The sequence below is a fragment of the Gordonia sp. LMA167 genome, from assembly GCF_058130025.1.
Map to the genome: position 1 here is coordinate 6,100,044 of NZ_CM176708.1, position 12,790 is coordinate 6,112,833.

Sequence of the window (12,790 nt, forward strand, 5' to 3'; positions counted from 1 at the left end):
AGGTTATGTTGACATCGCCGTGTTGTCAAGAATTATTGACAGTCAAGTTTTGGAACGCTGAGGAAGCGATCACCAGGGCAGACGCAGTGGGATGTCGGGGATGGGGCCGGGCAGGTCGATGTCGCCGTCACGCAGGTCCGCCATGATGCCGTCGCCGAGCAGGTCACCCAGAATGCCGGCGCCGTCGGGGCGACGTTCGACGTACGGACTGGGCTGCTCACCGACGATGACCTTGACCAGGTTGGCGAAGGCGTCGGAGTCCGGATCATCCCAGTAGTCACCGTGGCCGCTGAATCCCTCGATGCGATCGCGATGTCCAGCGGCGTCCGGGCCGTGAAAGCCCGTATCCATGCGGACCACGCCCGGGGCGGTGTCCGGGTCGTCGCCGAGCGGGTTGCCGGGCAGGGACTGCACGTACTGGATGGGGTCGCCGGGCGCGGTCATCGAGAATCGCTCGACGTCGGGGTCGGGGTTGCGCCACGGGCCGTCGAACGCCCCGGTGCCGGCCGCCGACGCATACGCCACGCGGTCGGCACGCAAACCGAGCTGCTCGGCCGATCCGACCACCGCTCCCCCGTAGGAATGGCCGATGAACGTCGTCGTCGCGGTGGGTGCGTGCTCGGCGATCTCGGCGTCGAGCTCGGCACCGAACGCGACCAGTCGCGGGGCCATCGCGCGGGCGAGGTCGGGGTCGGCGGCCGAGCCGTCGATCGAATCGGCCACGCCGGCAGCGAAACCCAGCGCTTCACCGGGCGGTCCGAACACCGTGCCGAGCATGGCTCCGGTGCCCAACGCCCTGCCAAGGCCTTCGAACCCCAACGCCTGCGGGAGGTCGCCGTCCAGGTACAGAAAGACCGGGCCGTTCGTCCGCCGCGCGAGTTCCTCTGCCGCTCTGGATTTTGCATCGCTGTTGTCCAGGTCCGTCCCCGCGCCCGGAACGACCACAGCCGCGAACCGGGTGTCGCGGCGAAACTCACCGATCATCTCGATGAAATGCCCGTTCGGGGTGTTGTCGAAGGCGACGAAGCGACGCTGCGAGCCGTCCGCGTGCGGACGGAGGAACTCCTCGAGCCGTCTCGCCCGCGCACCGTCACCTCGTCCGGCCCGCCGTTCCTCCTCGAGCGCGGCACGGATGTTGATCTCGTTCGCGTCGGCCCGGATGTCGAAGTCGACGCCGTCGAGGTTGCCGATGGTCTGCGGATCGGCGAGCACCACACGCCGTCTTTCGTCGGCGGTCATGTGGGATAGAAGTTCTCGACGTTGCACGGGCGTCATACTCCGCAGTCGGGCGATCGTGCGATGCGGATCGCCGGCCGCTGATGGCGCGGTTGTGCCGGGACGATCCACGAGCGCGAACAGATCTTCGGCGAGGTCGTCGAGCCGCGCGCCGTGGAACTCGTCGATGTGGTCGAGCACGTTGAGCCCGTCGGAGATCTGCGCGGCGATCGTCGCCGCGGCACCACCTGAAAGGTCATCGGCGGCGGCCACCTGGCCGGTGTCACTGACGCGGAATCCGTCGTCGAGCGCGGCGTCGATGTGGCGGAGCACACAGTCCCGCGCACAACCGAGGTCCGCCCCCGCGTCCCTCGCCTCGTCGGCGATCCGGGTCAGCACGGTGCGCACCTCCGCCGTCCGACGGCTCTCCGCAGACATCATCGAGTTCGCGGCACGATGCGCCACACCCATCCAGCTGTCGGCGTCGTCCATCGACCTGATGGCCACTTTCACCACGTGGTCGAGCAGCTGGGCCGCCTGCTGCGCGGCATCGGCGGCGATGGAGAGGCCGTTCGGGTCCCACCTACGGAGGTCGGAGATCGTCGGGCGCATCAACGGCCGATGGCATCGTCGAATACTGCTGCCGCCGCGACGTCCTCGCCCTCGGCCACGACCGTCAACGTGTGTAGTGATTCCGTCATCGACTCCAGCCGGCCGGCGAGGGCTCGCGCAGCGCCTTCCGCGGGTGCGGCCACCGCCGCCACTGCGATCATGGTCCGGCTCGATGGCTGCGAAATACTCTTCAACGCAACGAGATCGACGCTGCGCGCGGTCGCGGCCTGCGCCGTCCACGCCCTGGCGAGACGGTCGACCTCGGCGGGATCCATCCCGAACCGCGGCGACGCCGACCGCAGTGAACCCGATTCCATTTGTTGATTCCTTCCCGGCGAGTACCGAATGGTGAGTGCGATTAGGACGCATCGGGAACGAAGACGGTTCCCTATGGATCGGCAGCGTCATCTAGTGGTGTGTATCTGAATTAGTTGGCTACTCGTTCGAGTGTCGTGCGTGCGCGGGCGATTTTGGCCAGGATGGATTCGGCGGTGGCGGTCCACACGTAGGGTTTCGGATCATCGTTGTGGGCGTTGAGGAATGCCTCGATGCTGGCGATCAACTCGGGCACGCTGCCAAAAATGCCGCGGCGAATGTTCTTGTCGGTCAACTCCCGAAACCAGCGCTCGACCTGGTTGAGCCAGGACGACGATGTCGGGGTGAAGTGGAAGTGAAACCGTTTGTGCCGATCCATCCATCGCTTCACCTCGGGATGTTTGTGGGTGGCGTAGTTATCCAGAATCAGATGGACCTCCAACCCCGCCGGCACCTGCTTGTCGATCGTGTTGAGGAACTTGATGAACTCGTTGTGGCGATGACGCGGCAGGCACTGACCGATCACCGAACCGGTCAGCACATCCAACGCCGCGAACAAGGTCGTCGTGCCGTTGCGTTTGTAGTCGTGGGTCATCGTGCCGGCCCGCCCCTCCACCAGCGGCAACGACGGTTGCGTGCGATCGAGCGCCTGAATCTGGCTTTTCTCGTCCATACACAACACGATCGCGTTCTCCGGCGGGTTCACATACAGTCCCACCACATCGATCAGCTTCTCCTCGAACCGCGGATCATTCGACACCTTGAACGAGTCGACCCGATGCGGTTTGAGGTCAAGATCAGACCAAATCCGTTGCACCGTTGAAGGACTCACACCCACCTTCTTCGCCATCGTGCGGCACGACCAATGCGTGTGCCCCGGCGGCGTGGTCGTCTTGGTCAACCTCACGATCTCGGCGATCTTCTCCTCACTGATCGACGAACGTCGACCGCGGCCCTTTCGGATCAACCCCAACCCCGCCAAACCGTCCTCGGCATACCGGTTGCGCCACGCCCGCACCGTGGCCGGGCGCACCCCGACCTCCTCAGCAATCCGAATGTTGGCCACCCCGTCGGCGGCCATCAACAACACCCGAGCCTGCAACACCTGCTGATGCGGCACCCGCTGGCTACGGGTCAACTTCTCCAATGTCTCTCGCTCACCGGCCGACAAAGCCAACGGTGCTGCAGGCGCGCTCATACCGAAATCATACCCAACGACTAGACGATTATTTACGATACACACCACTAGTGGTGTGTATCTGAATTAGTTGGCTACTCGTTCGAGTGTCGTGCGTGCGCGGGCGATTTTGGCCAGGATGGATTCGGCGGTGGCGGTCCACACGTAGGGTTTCGGATCATCGTTGTGGGCGTTGAGGAATGCCTCGATGCTGGCGATCAACTCGGGCACGCTGCCAAAAATGCCGCGGCGAATGTTCTTGTCGGTCAACTCCCGAAACCAGCGCTCGACCTGGTTGAGCCAGGACGACGATGTCGGGGTGAAGTGGAAGTGAAACCGTTTGTGCCGATCCATCCATCGCTTCACCTCGGGATGTTTGTGGGTGGCGTAGTTATCCAGAATCAGATGGACCTCCAACCCCGCCGGCACCTGCTTGTCGATCGTGTTGAGGAACTTGATGAACTCGTTGTGGCGATGACGCGGCAGGCACTGACCGATCACCGAACCGGTCAGCACATCCAACGCCGCGAACAAGGTCGTCGTGCCGTTGCGTTTGTAGTCGTGGGTCATCGTGCCGGCCCGCCCCTCCACCAGCGGCAACGACGGTTGCGTGCGATCGAGCGCCTGAATCTGGCTTTTCTCATCCATACACAACACGATCGCGTTCTCCGGCGGGTTCACATACAGTCCCACCACATCGATCAGCTTCTCCTCGAACCGCGGATCATTCGACACCTTGAACGAGTCGACCCGATGCGGTTTGAGGTCAAGATCAGACCAAATCCGTTGCACCGTTGAAGGACTCACACCCACCTTCTTCGCCATCGTGCGGCACGACCAATGCGTGTGCCCCGGCGGCGTGGTCGTCTTGGTCAACCTCACGATCTCGGCGATCTTCTCCTCACTGATCGACGAACGTCGACCGCGGCCCTTTCGGATCAACCCCAACCCCGCCAAACCGTCCTCGGCATACCGGTTGCGCCACGCCCGCACCGTGGCCGGGCGCACCCCGACCTCCTCAGCAATCCGAATGTTGGCCACCCCGTCGGCGGCCATCAACAACACCCGAGCCTGCAACACCTGCTGATGCGGCACCCGCTGGCTACGGGTCAACTTCTCCAACGTCTCTCGCTCACCGGCCGACAAAGCCAACGGTGCTGCAGGCGCGCTCATACCGAAATCATACCCAACAACTAGACGATTATTTACGATACACACCACTAGTGTCCCGCGCCGGAAACTCGTTTCATGAGTTCGGCGGTCCAGGTGGATGCATCGCGAGGCGGCGGAGGAGCAGGTACTGGATGTACCTGCGACGACGCCAACGAAGCGAGGCGCCGCCTGGCCGTCGAAATCACCAACGAATTTCCGGTGCGGGACACTAGGCTCACCGAATGGCATTGAAAGCATTGACATTGGTGCACAATGTGCTGCCGGACTACCGGCGCGACATGGTCGGCAGCCTGCTCCCGGCGATGGAGCGTCGCGGCATCGACGTGATCATCCGTGCCGCCGACGAGGGTGAGGCACTGCCCGCACCCTCCGAGGTCGACCTCGTCGTGGTGACCGGTTCGTCGGACTCCGTGCACGACGATTCGCTGGCCTGGATCGACGCGGAACGACGGTACCTGCAGGAGGCGATCGCCGCGGACGTCCCGATCTACGGCATCTGCTTCGGCGGTCAGATCCTGGCCAGCGCGCTGGGTGGGTCGGTCGTGCCGAGCGACCACCCGGAGCACGGGTTCATCCCGGTCCGGACGTCTCGGCCCGACCTCGTGGCCACCGGACCGTGGATGCAGTACCACCACGACACCATCACGGCTCCCGCGGGTTCCGATGTGATCGCCGAAAATGCCGCAGGTGTACAGGCTTTCGTCAGCGGCCGACACCTCGGAGTGCAATTCCATCCGGAGATCAGTCCGGCGTGCTTCGTGTCGTGGAAGGACGGCTTCTCGGGCCCGGAGTCCGACATGTCCGGCGACGACGTGGATCTCGCCGCACTGACGGCGGCGATCGCCGAGAACGCCGACATCGCCGCCCGCGACTGCGACCTGCTGTTCGAACGGTTCCTGGCGCATGCGGGACTGACGGTCTGATCTGGGTTCCGACCTGGGCGGTTAGCTCACAGAAAGCCCGGCCGGGGCCGCCGAGCTACTCGTTCAGGATCGACCCACTGATGTTCATCCTCGACGCGCGCATCGCCGGGATCAGCGCGCCGCCGATGCAGAGGATGCAGGCGACCGCGACGAAGAGCAGGGTGGTGGGTCGGGGCGAGTACTGGATGTCGATCGACGTTGTCGCGGAAAGGATCTTGTCGGACAGGAAGTGCAGGGCGCTGCCCAGGATCAGGCCGGTCAACGATCCGATCAGGGCGACTCCCGCAGCCTCGGCGACCACCATCCGGGAGACGAACCGGCGCGAGGCACCCATCGCGCGCAGCACCCCGAGCTCGCGGCGGCGTTCGATGACCGACAGCAGCAACGTATTCAGGAGCGCGACGGCGGCGGCGAGCGCCACGATCCATTGGATGGCCACCGTGAATGCGCCCGCCTGCTGCGCCTGCATCTGCGCGGCCTCCAGCGCCTGGGCGCCGGAGTGCACATACACCTGGCGCCCACCGACGGATGGGTTGGCCGCCGCGATCGCCTCGAGCCGTTGCCGGATCTGCTCCTGGTCGGCGTTCGGGTCGGTGGACACCTGCAGATAGGTGTCGCCGGGGCGATCGAACCACTGTGACAGCAACGTATTCGACATCGCAGCTGTACCCGATCCGATGGACAGGTAGTTGACGGTGTCGCGGACGACGATGTCGCGATAGCCACTCGGCGTAGCCATCCGCAGCGTGTCCCCCACCCCGACGTCGAGCGTGCGGGCGAGCACGTTGGACAGCAGAATCCCGTCACCCGCGACGACCTGCCGCAGTGCCGCCGGGTCCGCCTTCTTCACGAAGGGTGCCATCGAATCGGGTTCGAGGCCCTGGACGTAGGCGCGCGCCTCGCCGATGTTCACCGCCGCCCACTGCGCTCCGACGACCTGGGTGACTCCGGGGACCTGCTCGACCGCCGGCTTGATCGCGGTCGGCAACGGCGGACCGGTCGGCAACCCGCCGCTGTCCGCCGACGACACATAGAAATCCGGGTCGGCCAGGCCGTCAAGGGAATTCGAGATCGAACCGACGAGATTGTCCAACGCACCCGAGGTGCCCATCCCCACCGCCACCGCGACGGCGACGGTCATCAGGGTCGCCCACGCGCGACGCGGGGCGCGTTCGGTGTTCACCGCGGCGAGCTGTCCGGGTCCGCGGAACCGCCGTGTCAGCCCGACGACCAGTGCCACCAACGGCCGGGTGAGCGCGTAGCAGAGCAACAGTCCACCGACGGCATAGACGGCGCCCGCGAGAATCGCCGGCCGACCGGGCACGTCCGTCGCGACGAACCACGACGCGATCAGCAGCACCACACCGACCACCGCGGAGATCCACACCGCACGGCTGCTCTTCGTGGTGCCGTCGGCGACCTCGCCGGCGACCATCGCCTCCACCGGGGACACCGCGAACACGGATCGCGCGGCCAGTGAGGTCGCCGCCACACAGGCCAGGACGCATGCGACGATCGCGATCACCGGCGCGTAACCGGGCAGGTGATAGCTGATGACGGTGGCCATCTCGTCGGTGTCGGCCTCCGGGATGCGACCGATCGCCCACCGGCCCGCGAGGATGCCGATCGGCACACCGATCGCCCCGCCGACCAGACCGAACAGCGCCGACTCCCCCAGCAGGTCACCGACGAGGTGGCCGCGCCGCGCACCCAGCGCCCGCATCATCGCCAGCGCCTGCCGCCGCGACGCGACCGCCATGTTCATCGTGTTGAACACCAGGAACCCGGCGATGACCAGCGAGATGAGCGACACCAGCAGTGTGGCGTCGCGGGTCACCGAACTGGCCACCTCGGCTTGCTTGGCGCGGAAATCGGGGTCGACCACCACGGCTCGGCCGTCGACGACGCGCGCCACCTCGGACTTGACCGTCGCGACGTCGGCGCCGGGTTGGGTGACGATGAGGATCGAGTCGACCTTGCCCTCCCGCGACGCCAACTCTTGCGCGAGACCGAGGTAGGCGAAGATGAATTTGCCGTTGTTGAGCACCGCGCCCTGGTCGCCGTCGATCACCGAGACCACTCGCACCGGGACACCGTTGATCGTCAGCCGCTGATCCTTGCGCAGGCCGGTCGCCGCGCCGACGACGATCCCGTCGTCGAGGTCACGCTCGGTCAGACCCGAGGATTGTTCCTGCGACACCGCTTGTCGCAGGTCTCCGGACAGCGCGGTGACCCGGAAGTCCGAACCGAGCAGGGCGACGTTGTGGTCGTCGATGACCACCGAGTCGCGGATCAGCGGCACCACCGACTTGGCGTCGGGCACGTCTCTGCGGATCTCGGCGGCCAGTTTGTCATCGATGCCGGAGTCGGCGATGGCCGCGACCTCCACCTGCGCGGTCCCGGCGATGGCGGCGTTGACCTGGCGCACCGACTCGGTCAGCGACCCGTACAGGCCGAGCACCGAGATCAGCAGGGCCGAGGCGACGATCACCACCGACAGCGACGTGAACACCCGCAGCCGGTGGGTGCGGATCTCGCGGAGGTTGAGCACCCGGATCCGTGAGAGCCCGGACGCGACCGACCGAACGGGGTTCGCCCGCGTCGACGTCTCGGTCACGCGATCTTCCCGTCACGCACCGTGATCGTGGTGTCGGCGACGTTGGCGGCGTGCGGGTCGTGCGTGACCATCACCACGAGCCGGTCGGGAGTGTCGTGCGCGACCTCCGACAGCAGTTCGAGCACCGAGTCACCGGTCTTGGAGTCCAGGTTGCCGGTCGGTTCGTCGGCGAGCAGGATCGTCGGGTCCATGATGAGCGAACGTGCGATGGCCACGCGCTGCATCTGTCCGCCCGACAGTTCCGACGGCCGGTGGTTCACGCGGTCGCCGAGGCCCACGCGTTCGAGCAGTTCGACGGCGCGGGGTTTGGCCTTGCGCAGTGATTGGCTGTCCAGCAGACGTGGCAGTGCCACGTTCTCCCACGCCGACATCGTCGGGACGAGGTTGAAGAACTGGAAGACGAAGCCGACCCGGTGACGTCGGAACGCCGATGCCCGTTCGTCGTCGAGCGAGCCGAGGTCGGTGCCGTCGACGGTGATGGTTCCCGATGTCGGGGTGTCCAGCGCACCCAGGACGTGCAGCAAGGTGGACTTCCCGGCCCCGGACGGACCGACGATCGACGCGAACTGGCCGCCGTCCAACGAGAGGTTCAACCCGTCCAGGGCCCGCACCCGCTCATCACCCATCCGGTACTCGCGCACCAGATCGACAGCTTTGACCAGCGGTTCCCCCGCGACATCACTCACAGCCGCATCGTAGCCCACTCCGGTGAGGTAACCCTAAGTAGACGGGCGCCGCGGCCCGGGTTGAGGGCGTCGCCCGCGCGCCGACCCCTGGACCGCCGGGTTCGTCCCCGCAATTCCGCTCGTCGCAGGGTATTTCAGACGGATGATCGAAGAAGCAGTGGAAGAACCCCGACTAGGTCAGTCGGTGGACACCGCGCCGGTCCAGCGGCCGGTCGCGAGGAATTCGTCGAGCACGGCGGTCGCCTCGGTCAGGTCGAACCCCTGTGCGTCGAGCCAGTCGTCGTCGAAATAGGTGTTCCCGTAACGGTCTCCCGAGTCGCAGAGCAGGGTGACGACGCTGCCGGCGCGCCGACCGGCGGCCATCTCGGCGACGAGTTGCAACGCTCCCCACAGGTTGGTGCCGGTCGATCCGCCGACGCGCCGGCCGAGGCGGTCACTGAAGTAGCGGGCGGTCGCGATGGAGGCGTCGTCGGGGACGCCGATCATCCGGTCGATGACCTGGGAGACGAAGGACGGTTCGACCCGCGGACGGCCGATGCCCTCGATGCGGGACCCGAGCTCGGAGGTCAGTGTTCCGTCGGCGGTGCGGTAGGCGGGCAGGAACACCGAGTTCTCCGGGTCCACCACGGCCAGCCAGGTGGGATGGCGGCGATACCGCACGTAGCGTCCCAGCGTCGCCGACGTTCCGCCCGTGCCCGCGCCTACCACGATCCACGTCGGGATCGGGTGATCCTCGTCCGACATCTGCGCGAAGATCGACTCGGCGATGTTGTTGTTGCCGCGCCAGTCGGTGGCACGTTCGGCCATCGTGAACTGGTCGATGAAATGCCCGCCCAGCTCCGCCTCGAGTCGCAGCGCCTCGGCGTAGACGTCGCCGGCACGCTCGACGAGGTGACATTCGCCGCCCTCGCGCTCGATGAGAGCGGTCTTCGACGGCGACGTGCTCGACGCCATCACCGCGATGAACGGGACACCGATCAGTTTCGCGAAGTAGGCCTCACTGACCGCCGTAGAGCCCGACGACGCCTCGATGACCGGGGTGCCCTCGGTGACCCAGCCGTTGCAGATCGCATACAGGAACAGCGATCGGGCCAGCCGGTGCTTGAGCGAACCGGTCGGGTGGGTGCTCTCGTCCTTGAGGTAGAGCTCGATGCCGGTCTCGTGGCCGTCGTCGTCAGTCCAGCGCGACCACTCCGGCAGGTTCAGCCGATGCAGGTGGGTGTCGGCGCTGCGCCGTCCGTCGGCCTCGATCAGCCGGACCGCATTCTCCGACCACGCCCGGTCGCCGCGGTGATCGACGATCTTGGTGGGCTTCACCGGGCGGTCAGTCGGACGGTCCGCGCAGCCGCGACTGCAGGTCGTCGTGCCGGCTGCGGCGGGCGTCGTCGACGGCGGCGATCTGCGAGTTGACGCGCAGACGGAGCTTCTTGAACAGCACCATGCCCAGCGGAAGAGCGATCAGCACACCGAACACGGCCGCCACGAGCAGCGGCACCTTCACCCCGGCGATCGCGCCGATACCCATGATGATCGCGGCCACCACCACGACGAGCGCCAGCCGCGCCAGGGTGTAGAGCGCCACCGCGAGCGCCACGCTGCCGACAGATGCGTTGGCTGGTTTGTCTTCCGTCACGGGTACAGGGTACTGCGCGTTCGATGTGCGATGACCAGGCCGTCCGCAGGGGGTGACCGGCGCCTCTGCGCCGCTTTTGCACCACTTGCGTCACCCGAAATGTCGGTTTTGCACTCTCTTTACCAATTGCTGACTGTTCGAGTACCCGGGTGTTGGCCGTGTATCCATGAGACATCCCACCCGAATCTCGGGTGCAGGCGGAGATGAGAGGAACAACAGTGACCATCACCGACACAGCCGGCATCATCACTCCCGGACTTGCCAGTCAGCACACCCTGACCCCCGGTCAAGTCGCATCCATGTTCAACGTCAACCCGAAGACGGTCGCCCGATGGGCCAGCTCGGGTCTGCTCGGCTCGATCCGCACTCCCGGCGGGCACCGTCGATTCCGCGAGGCCGACGTCGTCGAACTGCTGAACCGCCGCACTCACTGAGCGGTACGCACCCAGGGACGCCCGGCGGCATCTACTCAGGCGGGGCTTACCCGCATCGTGGCAACCTCACGTAGTCTGGTTTACGGGAGGTTGCCATGACGTTTCTGTTCGCCATGATCGGCATCGCCGCGATTGCTTTTCTGTTGTGGCGTGCCTTCGGCCCCCAGCTCAACGACTCGGAGCATCGCGACGAACGACCCCAGCGCCGGCCTTCCGGCCCGGTCGGCCCCGACGACGATCCCGACTTTCTCCGCGACCTCGACCACCGGACCCGCGGTGGCAACGGGGCCGACGGCGACGACACCTGACCTGCACTTTCACCGACCGCCATCGCACGCCGCGAACCCTACCCTGAGGTAGGGTAATCTCCTTCTCATTGCGCAGTGGGGGATGCGACTCGCGAAAGGTGCACGAGATCAACCAATCATTCGGGGATGATCAGCGTTGACATCCGGTGACACACGCGCCGACTCGGCGCAGGACGACGACTCCAGTTTCGCGGAGAAGCTCGGCTACCTCTTCGAGCATTCGCGCGACGAGAACGGCGTGCCCTACACCGGCAAGAAGATCGCCGAGCGCGCCAACCTGCTCGGCTACTCACTGTCGGACGCCTACATCTCCCAGCTCCGCACCGGCAAGGCCCGGACTCCGTCGTTCCGCACCGTCGAAGCGATCTCGAGGGCCTTCGAGGTGAGCGTCACGTACTTCCTGTCCAATCCGGACGAGGATCTCGAACGTGTCCGCCAGCAACGCGACTACGTGCAGATGCTGGCCACCACCGGCACCCATCTGTCCGGCATCGACGTGCGCCGGATCTGCCCGGACACCATCGACGTCCTGATCGACCTGCTGAAGGTGGTCAAGGCGCAGGCGCAGGAGAACATCGACCGCGAAGACGATCAGGGTACCGCATAGCGGCGAGTTCCCGACCGGGCTCGCCGGGCGTGACGACCGGGTCTACAGGCCGGCGTAGGAATGCAGGCCGGAGACCACCAGGTTGATGATGAACAGGTTGAACAGCAGCGCGATGAAGCCGGCGACGTTGATCCACGCCGCGGCGTTGCTGCGCCAGCCGGCCGTCGCACGTGCGTGCAGATAGGCCGCGTAGATGACCCAGGCGATGAACGACACCGTCTCCTTGGGGTCCCAGCCCCAGAACCGGCCCCACGCCGACTCGGCCCAGATGGCGCCGCAGATCACGCCGAGACCGAACAGCGGGAAACCGAAGACCACACATTTGTAGGCGAGCCGGTCCAGCGCGTCGGCGCTCGGGATGCGATCGATGACGCGGCGCGTCCCGGCGGCCAACCCCTTGCCGGCAGCGGCCAGGTCGTCGCCGTCCGGACGACCCCACCGCATCTTGATCAGGTACAGCATGCTGGCGACGCCCGACACGAGCAGGACGCCGGACGACACCGAGATGATCGAGACGTGGATGGCCAGCCAGTAGGACTTCAGCGCCGGCACGACCGGTGCGGCCTGCGTGTAGAGCCAGCGGCCGCCGATGAACATCAGCAGCGACACCGGCAGCAGCACGAACGACAGCAGCGGACGATGCTCCGGCTTGCGCAGCACCACGAGCGCCGCCAGCACGCACGCCGCGCAGGTCAGCGAGATGAACTCGTACATGTTGCCCCACGGCGCACGATCGGTCGCGAACCCGCGCAGCACGATCGAGGCGATGTGGGCGATCACGCCGACGATGACGACCGGATAGGCCATGGCGCCGAGGCGTTCACCGAAACTGCGGCGCGGCGCCTCGTCGACCCGGCCCGGGGCGCGGTCGTCGACGGCGATCGTCGAGCCACCCGCGCCGACAAGCTGCGCCGCCGGGGCGAGCTTGCGACCGCGGGCGCTCGCGAGCGCGGCGAGGAACAGCAGCATCGCGAGCACGTAGATCGTGATCGCGGTGCCGAACAACAGATCCGAGTATCGCGCCAATGTCTCGTCGACATGCACCGAGCCCGTGTTCATGGCACTCGTCCTCCCGCTCGTTTGCGTGCGC

At 66.1% G+C, this 12,790-nt stretch carries 13 protein-coding genes; 4 read left to right on the top strand and 9 right to left on the bottom strand.

Features of this window, described 5'->3' with window-relative positions; genetic code table 11:
- Positions 1-69: 69 nt before the first annotated feature.
- The 4 genes from ACVT6V_RS27350 to ACVT6V_RS27365 form a co-directional block, all read right to left on the bottom strand.
- Positions 70-1,827 carry an alpha/beta hydrolase gene (locus ACVT6V_RS27350; RefSeq protein WP_489897199.1) on the bottom strand — a complete coding sequence of 586 codons (1,758 nt, stop codon included), beginning with the start codon at positions 1,825-1,827 and terminating at the stop codon, positions 70-72.
- A complete protein-coding gene (locus tag ACVT6V_RS27355) occupies positions 1,827-2,144 on the bottom strand; it encodes a hypothetical protein (RefSeq protein ID WP_489897200.1) in 318 nt (105 codons plus the stop codon). Before ACVT6V_RS27355 ends, ACVT6V_RS27350 begins: the two co-directional genes overlap by 1 nt.
- A 110-nt stretch (positions 2,145-2,254) precedes the next feature.
- A complete protein-coding gene (locus ACVT6V_RS27360) occupies positions 2,255-3,340 on the bottom strand; it encodes an IS630 family transposase (protein WP_489895452.1) in 1,086 nt (361 codons plus the stop codon).
- 66 nt (positions 3,341-3,406) lie between these two features.
- A complete protein-coding gene (locus tag ACVT6V_RS27365; protein ID WP_489895452.1) occupies positions 3,407-4,492 on the bottom strand; it encodes an IS630 family transposase in 1,086 nt (361 codons plus the stop codon).
- A 221-nt stretch (positions 4,493-4,713) separates the two neighbouring features.
- Between ACVT6V_RS27365 and ACVT6V_RS27370 the strand changes: the two genes are divergently transcribed.
- Positions 4,714-5,415: a type 1 glutamine amidotransferase gene (locus ACVT6V_RS27370; protein WP_489897201.1), complete on the top strand. Its 702-nt coding sequence runs from the start codon at positions 4,714-4,716 to the stop codon at positions 5,413-5,415.
- A 55-nt stretch (positions 5,416-5,470) separates the two neighbouring features.
- On the opposite strand, the gene ACVT6V_RS27375 is transcribed toward ACVT6V_RS27370, so the two are convergent.
- From ACVT6V_RS27375 to ACVT6V_RS27390, 4 genes are all read right to left on the bottom strand, one after another.
- Positions 5,471-8,032, bottom strand: coding sequence for an FtsX-like permease family protein (locus ACVT6V_RS27375; protein WP_489897202.1), 2,562 nt, complete (start codon positions 8,030-8,032; stop codon positions 5,471-5,473).
- Positions 8,029-8,658 (bottom strand): ABC transporter ATP-binding protein, encoded by a 630-nt coding sequence (locus ACVT6V_RS27380; protein WP_489901038.1) that lies wholly within the window; start codon positions 8,656-8,658, stop codon positions 8,029-8,031. The genes ACVT6V_RS27375 and ACVT6V_RS27380 overlap by 4 nt, the downstream gene beginning before the upstream one ends.
- A 237-nt stretch (positions 8,659-8,895) precedes the next feature.
- Positions 8,896-10,035, bottom strand: coding sequence for an L-cysteine desulfhydrase Cds1 (cds1, locus tag ACVT6V_RS27385; RefSeq protein ID WP_489897203.1), 1,140 nt, complete (start codon positions 10,033-10,035; stop codon positions 8,896-8,898).
- 7 nt (positions 10,036-10,042) lie between these two features.
- Complete coding sequence (locus tag ACVT6V_RS27390; RefSeq protein ID WP_489897204.1) at positions 10,043-10,351, bottom strand: DUF4229 domain-containing protein; 309 nt, start codon at positions 10,349-10,351, stop codon at positions 10,043-10,045.
- Positions 10,352-10,569: 218 nt separating this feature from the next.
- On the opposite strand from ACVT6V_RS27390, the gene ACVT6V_RS27395 reads away from it, so the two are divergent.
- From ACVT6V_RS27395 to ACVT6V_RS27405, 3 genes are all read left to right on the top strand, one after another.
- A complete protein-coding gene (locus ACVT6V_RS27395; protein WP_489897205.1) occupies positions 10,570-10,785 on the top strand; it encodes a BldC family transcriptional regulator in 216 nt (71 codons plus the stop codon).
- A gap of 95 nt (positions 10,786-10,880) precedes the next feature.
- Positions 10,881-11,093: a hypothetical protein gene (locus tag ACVT6V_RS27400; RefSeq protein WP_489897206.1), complete on the top strand. Its 213-nt coding sequence runs from the start codon at positions 10,881-10,883 to the stop codon at positions 11,091-11,093.
- 136 nt (positions 11,094-11,229) lie between these two features.
- Entirely contained in the window at positions 11,230-11,700 is a 471-nt protein-coding gene (locus ACVT6V_RS27405; RefSeq protein WP_489897207.1) for a helix-turn-helix domain-containing protein, read from the top strand.
- Positions 11,701-11,742: 42 nt separating this feature from the next.
- Here the strand turns inward: ACVT6V_RS27405 and ccsB are convergent, their stop codons facing one another.
- Positions 11,743-12,759, bottom strand: a complete 1,017-nt coding sequence (gene ccsB / locus ACVT6V_RS27410; RefSeq protein WP_489897208.1) for a c-type cytochrome biogenesis protein CcsB — start codon at positions 12,757-12,759, stop codon at positions 11,743-11,745.
- Between the last annotated feature and the right edge of the window lie 31 nt (positions 12,760-12,790).

Excerpts from the sequence above, each read along its gene's own strand:
- ACVT6V_RS27350 (WP_489897199.1), bottom strand. The coding sequence starts at position 1,827 with ATGCGCCCGACGATCTCCGACCTCCGTAGGTGGGACCCGAACGGCCTC.
- ACVT6V_RS27355 (WP_489897200.1), bottom strand. The coding sequence starts at position 2,144 with ATGGAATCGGGTTCACTGCGGTCGGCGTCGCCGCGGTTCGGGATGGAT.
- ACVT6V_RS27360 (WP_489895452.1), bottom strand. The coding sequence starts at position 3,340 with ATGAGCGCGCCTGCAGCACCGTTGGCTTTGTCGGCCGGTGAGCGAGAG.
- ACVT6V_RS27365 (WP_489895452.1), bottom strand. The coding sequence starts at position 4,492 with ATGAGCGCGCCTGCAGCACCGTTGGCTTTGTCGGCCGGTGAGCGAGAG.
- ACVT6V_RS27370 (WP_489897201.1), top strand. The coding sequence starts at position 4,714 with ATGGCATTGAAAGCATTGACATTGGTGCACAATGTGCTGCCGGACTAC.
- ACVT6V_RS27380 (WP_489901038.1), bottom strand. The coding sequence starts at position 8,658 with ATGGGTGATGAGCGGGTGCGGGCCCTGGACGGGTTGAACCTCTCGTTG.
- ACVT6V_RS27400 (WP_489897206.1), top strand. The coding sequence starts at position 10,881 with ATGACGTTTCTGTTCGCCATGATCGGCATCGCCGCGATTGCTTTTCTG.
- ccsB (WP_489897208.1), bottom strand. The coding sequence starts at position 12,759 with ATGAACACGGGCTCGGTGCATGTCGACGAGACATTGGCGCGATACTCG.